Consider the following 13,755-nt stretch of genomic DNA (forward strand, 5'->3'; position numbering starts at 1 on the left):
CTATTAATATTTTCTTTTTTCTCTAAAATGGTTAAATGGACATCGTTTGGTATTATTTTTTAAATGAAACAGCGCATTTTTAATTAAAAATACAGTTTTTGATGTTTTTTGTCTCGATAAAATGTAGGTTTTAAATTAGAAAAACTTCAATACATAACTCTAAAAAATTATAAGTACAGATATAAGAGAAGAAAAGTTTTTCGTTTAATTATTTGATAAATAAGTATCTATAAAAGTATGAAATAAAAAAAAACTTTATGTAATTGTTGCATAAAACAGAAAAAACAGTAAATTTAAGAGAACCAAAAAATAAAATTACTATGGCAATTAAAAGCTTTCAAGGAAAAAGAGATACAAGTCAGGGAAAAGAGGATGCACAAATTTTAGTGTCTGATTATATGACCAAAAAATTGATAACTTTTAAAGCAGAGGATACGTTAGATCATGTAATTGTACAATTAATTACACATAAAATTTCTGGTGGACCTGTTGTAAATGATCAAAATGAATTGATTGGTATTATTTCTGAAACAGACTGTATTAAACACATTTCTGAAAGTAAATATTATAATATGCCTTCTGATGTTAACAATACGGTAGGTAAATATATGGTAACTGATGTTGATACGATTGATAAAAACACGAATATTTTTGATGCAGCTTTCAAATTTATTAGTTCTCACAGAAGAAGATTTCCTGTGGTAGATAACGGAAAATTAATTGGTCAAATTAGTCAAACCGATGTGTTAAAAGCTGCAATAAGTGTAAAAGGTAATACCTGGAATAGTTAAAACCTTTTTTTAGATTTAATATTTGGTAAATCTGTAATAATTAATTTTTGTTTATCAGAACTTTCTAGTTCGGCTATTTTAGAATACGAATAGCCTTCTATGGGTTCTTTTAAGCTTTTCCACTTTGTAATATTTTTAACAGTAATTTCTCCTTCAATTTTTATAAAAGCTTAAGTATAACGTAAGGTTGCAATTAATATTAGCTTTTACTCTTTTCTAATTAATAAAAAAGTCTCATTTTCTAAAGGCAAATAACCTTCATTGTAAACGTAAAAATAAGTATTCCCAGTTTTTGTTTTGTAAATAGAGGTAAAGAACTGAAAATCGAATCCTTTATCGTACAATTTGGTTCTGGTTACTTTTGTTTTACCGGTTGTATTTAATTCTGATAAAATTTTGTAATTTTTTCTAAGTCGATTGTTAATATTTCTAATGAGGTTTTTACTGTCTTTGTTAACACGATTGTTGTACGCGTTTCTACAATAATCTGAACAGAATTTCTTATCAATTCTACCTTTAACAACTTCATCACACTCTAAACATTTTCTACTTTCCATAGTTTTCTTTCTTTAGTTCGTACCAATTTACCAGCTCATTATCTTCTTTAAATTCGTTTACAAATTGCAAACCAATTTTTTGTAAAATTTTATTAGAACCAATATTTCCAATTTCTGCAGCACCATAAATAATGTCTAAGTTCATGGTTTTAAAACCATATTCTAAACAAGCAATGGCAGATTCTAAACCGTATCCATTTTTCCAATATTTCGGAATGAAGCGATAGCCAATATCAATAAAATCTTGAAAACCATTTAAGCTTTCTTTTGTTCCTTTATTTAGTTTTAAACCAGACCAACCTATAAAATTACCTGAAGATTTTTCTATAACAGCAAACCGTCCAATACCATTTTCTTTATACTGTTTTAGAATAAAATCAATCATTCTTTTTGCTTCTTCTTTCGTTTTAATTGTTTTTTTTCCTAAATATTGATGAACTTTTGGGTTAGAATCTAACTCAAACATTCCTTCGACATCAGTTATTCTAAATTCTCTAAGAAGTAGTCTTTCTGTTTCTAAATGAAATTTCATAAGGTAAATATACTTAATTTTTATCCGTTTACAAACGACTACAAGTAATTACAACCGAAAGTAATTGTTTTGTAACCGAATAAAGTTGCAATGGTGTCGCAACTTTGCAGAGTCAAAACGATTTGACAAAAACAAATTATAAATCTGCATTCAATAAAAATGCATAAAAACTTATCTTATGAATACGTTAAGAAACAAAGTACAGTTAATTGGTAGATTGGGTCAAGATCCAGAAATAGTAACTTTTAAAGATGGTAATAAAATGGCTAAATTTTCTATGGCTACAGATGACAGTTACAAAGACAAAGCAGGTAATAAAGTAGAGCGTACTTATTGGCATAATATTGTTATTACTGGTGGCTTGGTTAAGGTAGTAGAAAACTATGTAAATAAAGGGCAAGAAATTGCGGTTGAAGGAAAGTTAACAAATAAATCTTATGATACTAAAGAAGGAGAAAAAAGATATATTACAGAAATTATGGTGAATGAATTATTGCTCTTGGGAGCTAAATAATTTACATAGAAAGAGGCTGTCTAGAAAGTATTGTAACTTTTTAGATGGTCTTTTTAAATTAGATGTTTACGTTGTTAGAATTAAGAACTTTTGTTTGTAATTTTTTTACCTGTCATTTCATTGACTGTAATTCTAAAAACAATTGGAATTTTTTTAAGGGTACTTTTGTTAGAGAAATCACTGATACAATGCAAATCTCTGTGTTCCTTTTTTAAAATTAGTGCTTTAATACCCTCGGTAAAATCGTGCAAATATTTTTTTGCTACAGAACCAGATAGTTCTTCATAGACACCATGCACTAATACAGAATTACACGTATTGCCGTCTGCTTTTTCTAAAACCTGTAGAGAAACTTTTCTATAATTTCTCATTGCCTTTGTTTTATGACCTTCTTCAGAATAGCCAACAATGCTTTTTTTCTTGTCAAAAAAATAGGTCATGGGTACAATAAAAGGTCTTTCTATATAAATATAGCTCAGTTGCCCTATATAGTTATTTTCTAATATGTTTATGCATTCACTCTCTTTTAAATTAGTTGTCATGATGCTGGTTTTTAGTTAAAACAAGTACCTAATCTAATTAAAGTTAATTAGATAAAATATGATATATATCAGTTTAATGATTTTTTAACTATTATAGATTTTAAATTATAAGGTTTAGATGTGTTAAAAATCTTAAAAGATGAAGTATAAAAGCTGAAATAAGGAACTCTTTTTTACAAGAAATTATTTTCGAATTTTATTCGTTTTGGTAAAACCTGAGTTTATTTTGTAAATTGGTTATTTCTTTTTTTAAAGAATCTACTTGGTTTAATAAGTTATAAATTACATCTACACCTTCTAAGTTTATGTTTAAATCATAATGCAAACGAATCATTTTTTCAACTTCTGTTATTTGAGTAACTTTAATATAATGATCATCATTTTCTACAATAACCTCTATTAATTCATACTCTTTTAATTCATTTATAAAAGCTGTAGGAATGCTGTAGTGGGCACAAAACTGCTGAATAGATATTAAATTTTGAGTTTCCATATTTAGCGTTGTTTTTGTAATTCTTTAATTAATGCTATTTCTTTTTCGTTTAATTTAGTTGGTGTTTTAAGTTGATAAGTGATATATAGATCTCCAAACTGCCCCTCTTTTTTATATTTAGGAAATCCTTTTTCTTTTAACTTTACTTTGGTTCCGTTTTCTGTTTCTGGCTTAATGGTTAGTTTTACTTTTCCATCAAAAGTATCAACCGTTAATTGTCCGCCTAAAAGAGCGGTATATAAATCTAGATCTACATCAATATAAAGATTGTCTTTGTCTCGTTTAAATTTTGTATTATTTACAATAGAAAACTGAATGTATAAATCGCCATTCGGACCACCATTTACACCTTTTCCTCCATGCCCTTTTATTTTGATTACTTGTCCGTTTTCTACACCAGCCGGAATTGTAATTCTAATGTTTTTTCCATTAACAGTAATTACCTGTTTTTGTGTTTTGTAAACATCGTTTAAATTTAGTTGAATTTCAGAATTGTAATCTTGCCCTCTAAATTTAGCATTCGTTCTTCTTCCTGAAGAAGCACCACCAAACATGTCACCAAACATATCAGAAAAATCTTCTTGAGAATACCCACCTTGATTACTTTGAGACCTACTTTGGTGTTCTTGCTGTCTTTGTTTTTCTTGTTCGTAAGCTTCTCCGTTTTGCCAATGCTCTCCATATGCATCGTATTTTTTACGATTTTCTGGATTGCTTAAAACTTCATTTGCTTCGTTAATTTCTTTAAAGCTCTTTTCGGCAGTTTTATCATTCGGGTTTAGATCTGGATGGTATTTTCGTGCTAATTTTCTGTAAGCTTTTTTAATATCAGCTTCAGAAGCACTTTTGGTAATTCCTAAAATTTTATAATAATCTATAGAAGCCATCAATTAAGGTATTTAGAAAGTAATATACGTATTTTTTTTAATTTGGTTGTGAACAACAACTTAGTTAAAATACTACTTAAATTTATTATTTTTCAAGTTCTAAACTTAGTTTTGCAACCAATTTTAATTCAGATTTATTTAAATCTGCAACAGAAGCAGCAATTTTGGCTGCTGTTTTTATAATTAGACTTTTTATTTCTTCGGTAAATAAGGACGGATGTTCTTTTTTAAAGTCGATAAATTCATTGTAGCAAGTTTCAGAATTTAAAAAACTTTCATTGTTTAACCAATCGAAAACAGTTTCTATTTGATAGGCTGCATCCGAATGAAAACCATCATCTACAGGATCTATTTTAGTCCATTTGTCTTTTACTATTTTTTTTAAAACATTAAATTCTACTTCTTCTACAATGTTGTCTGCAGCTGCAATTGCGAAAAATAATTTACCTAAGTTTTCATAAAAAGAAATAATTGTGTTTTGTGATGGTTTCATAATTAAGAATTTATGAATATGAGTAAAGTTATATAATTATGAGTTACATAATTATGATATTAGTCATAAAATGTTATAATTTCAATATAAAATGTAGTATTTTTAATCTTTGTTTAATTAGATAATTTATTACCAAATGCTAAGTAAAGATCGGGATGTTTTTAATGTACTTTTTGAGGCTGTATCAGAGGGAGTTGTTGTAGTAAACGATCAACAAAACATAGTTTCTGTAAATTCATCTGTAGAGAGAATGTTTGGTTATAACCCAGAAGAACTCTTAAATAAATCGCTTAATATTTTAATACCTAAAAATTATCACGCAGGTCACGGAGCCCATTTTAAGGGTTTTATGAAGAACAAAGAAAAAAGGCAGATGGGCAACGGGAGAGACTTGTATGGAGCCCGAAAAAATGGCGCTATTTTTCCGTTAGAGGCAGGTTTAAATCCGTTCCAAATTAATGGACAAACTTTTATAATGGCTCTGGTAATCGATATTTCTGTTAGAAAGCAACAAGAAGAAGAAATACATCAATTAAATAATGAGTTAGAAAAAAAGGTCTGTGAGCGAACAAAAGAATTAAGTAAAACAGTTCATGAATTAAAGGTTGTAAACATTGAATTAGATGAAGAAAACCATAAAAGAATAGAAGCAGAGACTAAAATTAAAGATGCTTTAAAAAAGGAAAAAGAACTTAATGAATTGAAGACGAAGTTTTTATCGTTAGTTTCTCATGAGTTTAAAACACCTTTAAGTGGTATTTTAACGTCTACAATGCTTTTAGGGAAATATAAATTGGCAGAACAACAAGAAAAAAGAGATAAGCACTTAGAAACCATTACCAATAAAGTACATTATTTAAATAATATTTTAAATGATTTTTTATCGGTAGAAAAGCTAGAAACGGGTAAGATAAATTACAACTTTCATACGTTTAGATTAAGTAAGGTTGTAGATGAGGTAATTTATAATGCAAACATGCTTTTAAAAGAAGGCCAAAGAATTAAATATCCAGAAGATATAGATGAAATTTCTTTAACACAAGATGAAAAAACCATCGCCTTGGCATTATCTAATTTAATAAACAATGCTATTAAATACTCGCCAGAAAATTCTGAAATAGATATTAAAATAAAGCAAGATAATACAGCTACTACTATTAAAATAAAAGATCATGGAATTGGTATTCCTAAAGCCGATCAAAAAAATATATTTAACCGTTATTTTAGAGCAGAAAATGCATTATTAACGGAAGGAACCGGAATTGGTTTAAATATTATTAAAAGTCATTTACAAAATTTAGGAGGAACGATTACTTTTGAAAGTGAAGAGAATATAGGATCTACTTTTACATTGAAGGTTATTAACAAAGCAATATGAAAAAAATACTATTAATTGAAGATGATGTAGTTTTAAGGGAAAACACATTAGAACTTTTAGAATTATCAAACTATGAAGTTACGAGTGCTGCTAACGGTAAAATAGGAGTACAATTAGCTAAAAAAATGGTGCCAGATATTATTGTTTGTGATATCATGATGCCAGAGTTAGATGGTTATGGTGTTTTAGAAGCTTTAACGAATAACGAAATAACCCAACACATTCCGTTTATCTTTTTATCAGCAAAAACAGAAAGAAGAGATGTTAGAAAAGGAATGGATTTAGGAGCAGACGACTATATAACCAAGCCTTTTAATGAAGATGAGTTAATAAGTGCTATAGAAAGTAGATTGGCAAAAGCAGCGATACTAAAAGATCGTAGAGAAACCAAAGTAGTAATACCAGAAGAAGTAGAAGACATTAGAAGTCTTAATGACTTAAAAAATTATTTTGAAGATAATGGAGAAACTTTTACTTTTTTAAAAGATGCAAGCATTTATAAAGAAGGGAATAACTCTAATTATATTTATTTAATAAATAAAGGACTTATAAAATGCCATAAGCTAGATGAACAAGGAAAACAACTTACAACTGCTTTATATAAAGAAGATGATTTGTTTGGTTATACTTCTTTTTCTCAAAATTTAGCATATCAAGAATCTGCAACGGCAATTCAAAAAACCGAATTAGTAGGGCTTTCTAAAAAAACATTAACAGGTGTTTTAAATAAAAACCATAAAGTAACATTAGAGTTAATAGAATTGTTAACAGAAGACTTGGCAGTTGTAAAGGACCAACTTTTGCAAATGGCGTATAGTTCTGTGAGTAAAAAAACTGCTAAAACAATTTTAATGTTTGCAGAAAAGTTAAATAGAAAACCAGAAGATCATATAAAAATTTCTAGAAACGATTTAGCAAGTGTTGCCGGTATTGCAACAGAAACGTTAATAAGAACAATGTCTAGTTTTAAGAAACAAGGTTTAATAGAAATAGAAGGTAGAACTATTAGAATTTTAGACTTAGAGAAACTTAAAGAAATTTGCTAAAAAGAAAGCAAATAAGGTCAATATGACCGATATCATTTTTTAAAAAGTATTGTAGCAATAAATTTGTCTTTTATATAAAAGATGAATTTAAATGAAAGCTATTTTACTCCCTACAGATTTTTCAGACAATTCTTGGAATGCTATTGAGTATGCTTTAAACTTTTATAAGCACACTACGTGCCATTTTTATTTGTTACATGTTAATCGATTAAATAACGTTGTAATAGACGATTATTTATATGATGATACGCAAGAAATTGTAATAGATGTAAATGTAGAAAATGCAAAAAAACAACTAAAAGAACTTCAGCAAAAAATAGCAATAAATTTTAATAATAACAAAAATCATAAATTTTATACTTTAACAGACGATAATTTTTTTATAGAATCTATAAGACAGCATGTAGATAAAAAAAAAATAGATGTTATTGTTATGGGTACAAAAGGAGCTAGTGGTTTTCCGGGCTATATTACTGGGAGTAATACGGGAGATGTTATTACAAAGGTAAAGTGTACAACTTTAGTTGTGCCAGAAAATGCTACATTTAAGAAAATTGAAGAGGTTGCGTTTCCTACCGACTTTTCATTATGTAATGAATTACAGATATTAGAGCCGATAACAGAAATTTTAGAAGAAAAAAAATCGTCTTTACGGGTTTTAAATATCAGTAAAAAAGTGACTGCTTTAAATGAAGATCAGCAAAAAAGTAAAGAATTATTAGAAGATTACCTCTATAATTACATACATAGTTTTCATTTTTTAACAAATAAAAAAGTAGAAGATGCTGTGCAATGTTTTGTAAATAGTAGAAATATAGATATGATTGTTATGGTGGCAAAAAACCTTAATTATTTTCAGCAAATATTATTTCATACCAAAGTAACGGAAATAAGCTATCATACCGATGTTCCTTTTTTAGTACTGCATGAATAAAAACAATATGTTATGGATAATTCAATTTTTTTAGCAAAGTTTTGGGGTTATTATTTACTTATTTTTTTCGTTATACTAAGCTTTAATCCTAAAAGGATTAGGCAAATATTTAATGATTTAGAAGATCAAAAATTTCTGATTATTTTTTCTTTTTTAGCCATTATTATTGGGTTGATAAATATTCTATTCCATAACATTTGGGAGCCTAATTGGAAACTTATAATTACCCTAATTGGTTGGTCTTCATTACTTATAGGATTATCGCTCTTTAGTATTCCGAAGCGAACCATACATTGGTTAAAACTTGTAAATATTAGATTTGTACAGGCAATATATACACTACTTTTTCTAATAGGTTTGTATCTATTAAATATTGCATATGCTATTATAATAATTTAATTAAAATGGATTATCTTAGAACTACATACGAAACGATAGGTTTCAATAATTTTTTTATTAATAACTAAAAACACCATAAAGATGAAAATGGATATTCAATTTGTTAACATGTCTACAAGTGAAACGATGGAAGCTTATACTGAAAATAAGCTAGATGGTTTGGTTAAAAAATTCGAAACAATTATTAAAGCAAATGTGTTTTTTAAAAAAGAAAACGATTCTAAAAACAAAGGTGTAATTTGTGAAATAGAATTAAGTGCACCAGGACCAAGATTATTTGCTTCTTCTAATGAAAAAAATTATGAACTTGCTGTTAAAAACACCATTTCAGATTTAGAAAAACAATTAAATAAGAGAAAAGCAATTACAAAACCTTATTTGTAAAGACAGATAAATGCTCGGTTAAATTATTATCAGGCTAATAAAGACTTTTTTTAGTCTGATAATAATTCTGCAACAAATGTGCTTTATCTTTCTGATAGATATTTAACTCTTTACTAAGGAGAATCTAAGAAATTTAGAGGTTCATTTTATACTTAAAAAAAATACAATATTCTATTTTAAAACCATACAGATAAAATAAGCCTATATCTAAACCTCCCTTCTTGGTAATCATGAAATAGGATATGTAATTTAGAATTTATTAAAAATAAGAATCATGAAAAATATACTTTTACCTACAGATTTTTCCGATAATTCATGGAATGCAATTCAATATGCAATTCAATTGTTGAAGGATGAAAAATGTAATTTTTTTATAATGAATACGTATACACCAGTAATTTATGATGTAGAGTATATGAACCCAGATGTTGAAGGTTTTAATTTAATTGATGTAGTAAAAAACACATCAGAGATAGAACTTAATAAACTTCAACAAAAAATTGAAAGTCAATTTAAAAACCCAAATCACACGTATCGTAAAATAGCTTCATTTAATACTTTAACAAATGAGATAGAAGAGTTGCATAAAAAACATGTAATGGATCTTATTGTAATGGGAACTAAAGGAGCAACGGGTTTAACAGAAATTTTATTTGGCTCTAACACCGTGCATATTATTAAAAATGCAAAATGCCCCGTGTTGGCAATACCAAGTAATTATGCTTTTGAAGCTCCTAATGAAATATTATTTCCTTCGGATTATGAAGTTTCTTTTAATGAAAAACAAGTAGAACAAATTGTAGATATTGCCCTTTCTAATAATTCTAAAGTAAATATTATAAACACTAATTATGGCGATGATTTATCTAAAAATCAATTAGAAAATCAACAAAAATTAAATAAAATATTAAAAAATGTTACCCATTTATTTTATAGTGTAAGCAACCAAAGTGTAACAGGAGCAATTTCTGAATTTCAATTAAAAATGCGAATTAATCTATTAGTTATGATTAATAATAAGCATTCTTTTTTCGAAAATCTATTTTTTAAATCAACAATTAGTCAAATAGGTTTTCATCTAAATGTACCCTTCTTAGTAATTCCTTCAGGAGAAAAAACAAACTAATTTAGATGATATTAATCATTTTATAAGCTTGTTTTTTAAGGTAAATTAGTGGTAGGTAAATTTTTTAGAGTAGAATTTAATACTATTTATTATGAAAATAAAACATGTAAATACAAACTATATAGAGTGGTTAAGTGCAGAAGAAATGCATAATGATTCTAAAGAGTGGCGTTTAGAGCTAGAGTTTTTAAATGATGAATATCTTTTTTTTGAAGACTTAATAAAATGGAATACCCTTCAACTAATCGATTTTCAACCTTACGCTAAAAGTAAAGAAACTATAGAAAAATTAAGTAATTCTATAAAAATCAATAATCAGTTAATTCAATTGGTTAGAAAACATGAAAATAGTCTTCAGGTTCTAATTGATGGAATTAATGTATCTAAAGAAGAAGCTTATAAGAAAGAACATAAAACACTTCTTATTTTATTTAAAAATCACTTAAAAGAACACAGAGAGTTTAAACTAAATTTATTTGATACTTTAAAAAAGATCAAAAAAGTAGAAAAACAAAAAAGAATTATAGATGTAGAATAAGTAAAATAGTAAGATAAAGCTGTGTAAAATTGATTTGTAAAAGTTGAATCCGCCCTTTTTAGGGCGGATTATTTTTTTATATAAACTAATATTTACGACTCAAAGCGCTTGTAATTAACTGTTTGTGATGTGTTTTTGTTAAAGTAATCCTAAAACATATTCATTTAAGATCTAGTTAAAATAACAAAAGTAATTTTTTGTAACTTCCAACTTTAATTTTAAACAGACTTTCTATGCCAAATTATACACTTCATATTAACGGAACAGCACGTAAAGTATCTGCAGATGCAGACACACCATTGTTATGGATTTTAAGAGATGAATTCAATTTAGTAGGCACAAAGTTTGGGTGCGGCATTGCACAATGTGGTGCTTGTACAGTTCATATAGACGGTGTTGCAACAAGAAGTTGTCAAATGCAAGTTTCTATTTTAGATGATGTAAAAATAACTACTATAGAAGGATTGTCTACTGATGGAAAACACCCAGTACAAGAAGCTTGGAAAGAGATTGATGTACCACAATGTGGATATTGCCAAGCAGGACAAATAATGACTGCTTCTGCATTTTTATCAGAAAACAAAAACCCTTCAGAAGAAGAAATTAGAGAGGCCATGCACGGTAATATTTGTAGATGTGCTTCTTATAATAGAATTGAAAAAGCAGTAAAAGTTGCTGCAAATAAAATGTCTTAATCATAAAACTACTTCACAAAATGGAATCTATATCAAAGAATAATTTTAGCAGAAGAAACTTTTTAAAGGCATCAGTTTTAGCAAGTGGTGGTTTATTAATTGGGTTTAATTTACTAACAGCTTGCAAGCCAGAAGCAGTAATGCCTGTAGATATTGAAAATTTAAACTTTAATGATTTTAATGCGTTTATTAAAATTTCTGATGACGGCTATGTCACTATTTTTTCACCAAATCCAGAAATAGGGCAAGGTGTAAAAACAGCAATGCCAATGCTTATTGCAGAAGAGTTAGATGTAGATTGGAGTAAAGTTAACGTTGCTCAAGGAAATCTAGACACTAATAATTTTACCAGACAATTGGCTGGTGGAAGTCAATCTATTCGCTTTGGTTGGGATGCTTTAAGACAAACAGGAGCAACTACTAAACAAATGTTGGTAAATGCTGCTGCTGCAAAATGGAATGTAGATGCAAGTACGTGTAAAGCATCAAAAGGAATTATAACCAATGCAAATGGAGATACATTAGGCTATGGAGATGTTGTAAAAGAAGCAGCATTATTAGAAGTGCCAGAGAATGTAAAATTAAAAGAGGCTAAGGATTATACTATTATTGGTCAAGAAATTGTAAATGTAGATATTGATAAAATTATTACCGGAAAACCACTTTTTGGATTAGATTACAAAACAGATGCAATGGTAATTGCAACTGTTTTAAGACCACCAGCTTTCGGGCAAATATTAGAAAGTTTTGATGCTACAGCCGCAAAAAAAGTAAAAGGTGTAATTGATGTTATTACAATTGGAGATAAAGTAAGAAAGTATAATGCGTCTGGTAAAGAAAACTGGACATTTACCATGTCTGAAACAGATAAAGTAGTGGTTATTGCAGAAAATACTTGGGCAGCAATAAAAGGTAAAAAAGCAATTACTGCAGTTTGGAAAGTAGATAGTAAATTAGAATCTACAGAAAACCATGATGTAGTTTTAACAGATATTTTAGACGGAGAAAAACTAGATATAAGAAGAGAAGATGGAGATATAAAAAAGGCTTTTGCATCTGCAGATAAAGTGATAGAAAAAACATATCATTCACCTTTTTTACCACACAATTGTATGGAACCTATGAATTTTTATGCTGATGTTACATCAGAAAAAATACATTTAGCAGGACCTGTACAAACACCAGAATTTGCAGCAAAAGTAGTTGCAGATTTGTTAGATTTTGATGTAGAAAAAATCTCGTTAGAAATGACCAGAATGGGTGGTGGTTTTGGTAGAAGATTGTACGCAGATTTTGTGTATGAAGCTGCAGAAATATCTAATGCCATTAAAAAACCTGTTAAATTGGTTTCTACTAGAGAAGATGATATGACAACAGGTGTTTACAAACCTGCTGTAAAATATAGAATAAAAGCCGCTTTAAAAGACGGAAAAGTAACTGGTTATCATTTAAAAGAAGCTGCTGTAAATGTAAATATGTATGGATTAATTCCTAATTTTTTTCCCGCAGGATGCATCCCTAATTATAAAGTAGAAACGGCCAGTTATAATAGCAACATTACAACGGGAGCTTGGAGAGCGCCTTATACAAACTTTTTAGCGTTTGCAGAACAAAGTTTCTTTGATGAATTAGCATCAGAATTAAATGTAGATACCATTCAATTACGTTTAGATTTATTACAGAATGTAAAAGGAACTACAGATGAAAAAATAGAATATTCTGGGCAAAGAATGGAAGATACTATTAAATTAGTGAGAGAAAAGGGAAATTGGGGTAAAAAAGAAGAAGGTGTTTACCAAGGTTTTTCTGCTTATTATAGCCATAATACACATGTTGCCGAAATTGCAGAAATTGTATTAAAAGAGGGGCTACCTGTTGTTAAAAAAGTAATTGTTGCGGTAGATTGTGGTATTGTTGTAAACCCTACAGGTGCAAGAAACCAAGTAGAAGGTGGTGTTTTAGACGGAATAGGGCATGCCATGTATGCAGATTTCTCTTTTAAAGACGGAAAACCCAATGCTAAAAACTTTGATACCTATCGTTTAATTAGAATGCAAGAAACGCCAAAAGTAGAGGTGCATTTTGTACAAAATGATTTATCGCCTACAGGGTTAGGAGAACCAGGTTTACCTCCTGCTGGTGGTGCTGTTGCTAACGCTATTAACGTAGCTTTAGGAAAAAGAATTTATAAACAGCCTTTTATTAACGAATTAAAAAAGAGCACTATTTTAGGCTAACTTACTAGCAATATTAAATTAAAATTGAGTTTTGATAAAAATGAAAATCGCTAAAAACAAATGAATGTTTTAGCGATTTAACAAAAGTGAGGGTAACTTTTATTTGTTAAAAAGTATAGGGATTTCTTAACATGTTACTTCTCTAATATTTTATAGGGATTATATTAATGTTCTGCTAAATTAGTTAATTGTTTGATATTAAATATTTT

16 protein-coding genes are annotated in these 13,755 nt (G+C 28.4%); 10 read left to right on the forward strand and 6 right to left on the reverse strand.

All coding sequences use genetic code 11. The annotated features are described in order from the left end of the window. Window positions 1–320: 320 nt before the first annotated feature. Complete coding sequence (locus KV700_RS11125) at window positions 321–791, forward strand: CBS domain-containing protein (protein WP_166383910.1); 471 nt, start codon at window positions 321–323, stop codon at window positions 789–791. A 206-nt stretch (window positions 792–997) separates the two neighbouring features. Here KV700_RS11125 and KV700_RS11130 read toward each other — a convergent pair whose 3' ends face one another. Both KV700_RS11130 and KV700_RS11135 read right to left on the reverse strand, forming a co-directional pair. Then, window positions 998–1,348 (reverse strand): hypothetical protein, encoded by a 351-nt coding sequence (locus KV700_RS11130; RefSeq protein ID WP_165731465.1) that lies wholly within the window; start codon window positions 1,346–1,348, stop codon window positions 998–1,000. Further along, window positions 1,338–1,880 carry a GNAT family N-acetyltransferase gene (locus KV700_RS11135; RefSeq protein WP_218597928.1) on the reverse strand — a complete coding sequence of 181 codons (543 nt, stop codon included), beginning with the start codon at window positions 1,878–1,880 and terminating at the stop codon, window positions 1,338–1,340. The genes KV700_RS11130 and KV700_RS11135 overlap by 11 nt, the downstream gene beginning before the upstream one ends. 178 nt (window positions 1,881–2,058) lie before the next feature. On the opposite strand from KV700_RS11135, the gene KV700_RS11140 reads away from it, so the two are divergent. After that, window positions 2,059–2,394, forward strand: a complete 336-nt coding sequence (locus KV700_RS11140; protein WP_166383906.1) for a single-stranded DNA-binding protein — start codon at window positions 2,059–2,061, stop codon at window positions 2,392–2,394. Between the two features lie 80 nt (window positions 2,395–2,474). Here the strand turns inward: KV700_RS11140 and KV700_RS11145 are convergent, their stop codons facing one another. The 4 genes from KV700_RS11145 to KV700_RS11160 all read right to left on the reverse strand — a co-directional run bounded on the left by KV700_RS11145 (window position 2,475) and on the right by KV700_RS11160 (window position 4,809). Continuing rightward, on the reverse strand, window positions 2,475–2,936 hold the full coding sequence (locus KV700_RS11145; RefSeq protein WP_166383904.1) for a pyridoxamine 5'-phosphate oxidase family protein: 462 nt from the start codon (window positions 2,934–2,936) through the stop codon (window positions 2,475–2,477). 196 nt (window positions 2,937–3,132) lie between these two features. Beyond that, window positions 3,133–3,429, reverse strand: coding sequence for a chaperone modulator CbpM (locus KV700_RS11150; protein WP_166383902.1), 297 nt, complete (start codon window positions 3,427–3,429; stop codon window positions 3,133–3,135). 2 nt (window positions 3,430–3,431) lie between these two features. Continuing rightward, window positions 3,432–4,316 carry a DnaJ C-terminal domain-containing protein gene (locus KV700_RS11155; protein WP_166383900.1) on the reverse strand — a complete coding sequence of 295 codons (885 nt, stop codon included), beginning with the start codon at window positions 4,314–4,316 and terminating at the stop codon, window positions 3,432–3,434. An 85-nt stretch (window positions 4,317–4,401) separates the two neighbouring features. Next, entirely contained in the window at window positions 4,402–4,809 is a 408-nt protein-coding gene (locus KV700_RS11160; RefSeq protein ID WP_218597929.1) for a hypothetical protein, read from the reverse strand. A gap of 136 nt (window positions 4,810–4,945) precedes the next feature. Between KV700_RS11160 and KV700_RS11165 the strand changes: the two genes are divergently transcribed. The 8 genes from KV700_RS11165 to KV700_RS11200 all read left to right on the forward strand — a co-directional run bounded on the left by KV700_RS11165 (window position 4,946) and on the right by KV700_RS11200 (window position 13,546). Then, window positions 4,946–6,187 (forward strand): PAS domain-containing sensor histidine kinase, encoded by a 1,242-nt coding sequence (locus KV700_RS11165; RefSeq protein ID WP_218597930.1) that lies wholly within the window; start codon window positions 4,946–4,948, stop codon window positions 6,185–6,187. Further along, window positions 6,184–7,233, forward strand: a complete 1,050-nt coding sequence (locus tag KV700_RS11170; protein ID WP_166383894.1) for a response regulator — start codon at window positions 6,184–6,186, stop codon at window positions 7,231–7,233. The genes KV700_RS11165 and KV700_RS11170 overlap by 4 nt, the downstream gene beginning before the upstream one ends. 91 nt (window positions 7,234–7,324) lie before the next feature. After that, complete coding sequence (locus KV700_RS11175) at window positions 7,325–8,167, forward strand: universal stress protein (RefSeq protein ID WP_166383892.1); 843 nt, start codon at window positions 7,325–7,327, stop codon at window positions 8,165–8,167. A gap of 480 nt (window positions 8,168–8,647) precedes the next feature. Further along, window positions 8,648–8,950, forward strand: a complete 303-nt coding sequence (raiA, locus tag KV700_RS11180) for a ribosome-associated translation inhibitor RaiA (protein WP_166383890.1) — start codon at window positions 8,648–8,650, stop codon at window positions 8,948–8,950. Window positions 8,951–9,224: 274 nt separating this feature from the next. Continuing rightward, window positions 9,225–10,076, forward strand: coding sequence for a universal stress protein (locus tag KV700_RS11185; protein WP_218597931.1), 852 nt, complete (start codon window positions 9,225–9,227; stop codon window positions 10,074–10,076). Between the two features lie 91 nt (window positions 10,077–10,167). After that, window positions 10,168–10,614, forward strand: coding sequence for a hypothetical protein (locus KV700_RS11190; RefSeq protein WP_166383886.1), 447 nt, complete (start codon window positions 10,168–10,170; stop codon window positions 10,612–10,614). A 233-nt stretch (window positions 10,615–10,847) separates the two neighbouring features. Further along, window positions 10,848–11,309: a (2Fe-2S)-binding protein gene (locus KV700_RS11195; RefSeq protein ID WP_166383884.1), complete on the forward strand. Its 462-nt coding sequence runs from the start codon at window positions 10,848–10,850 to the stop codon at window positions 11,307–11,309. Between the two features lie 20 nt (window positions 11,310–11,329). Further along, window positions 11,330–13,546 (forward strand): molybdopterin cofactor-binding domain-containing protein, encoded by a 2,217-nt coding sequence (locus KV700_RS11200; RefSeq protein ID WP_218597932.1) that lies wholly within the window; start codon window positions 11,330–11,332, stop codon window positions 13,544–13,546. Window positions 13,547–13,755 lie beyond the last annotated feature (209 nt).

It is taken from the genome of Polaribacter sp. NJDZ03, assembly GCF_019263805.1.
GTDB lineage: Bacteria > Bacteroidota > Bacteroidia > Flavobacteriales > Flavobacteriaceae > Polaribacter.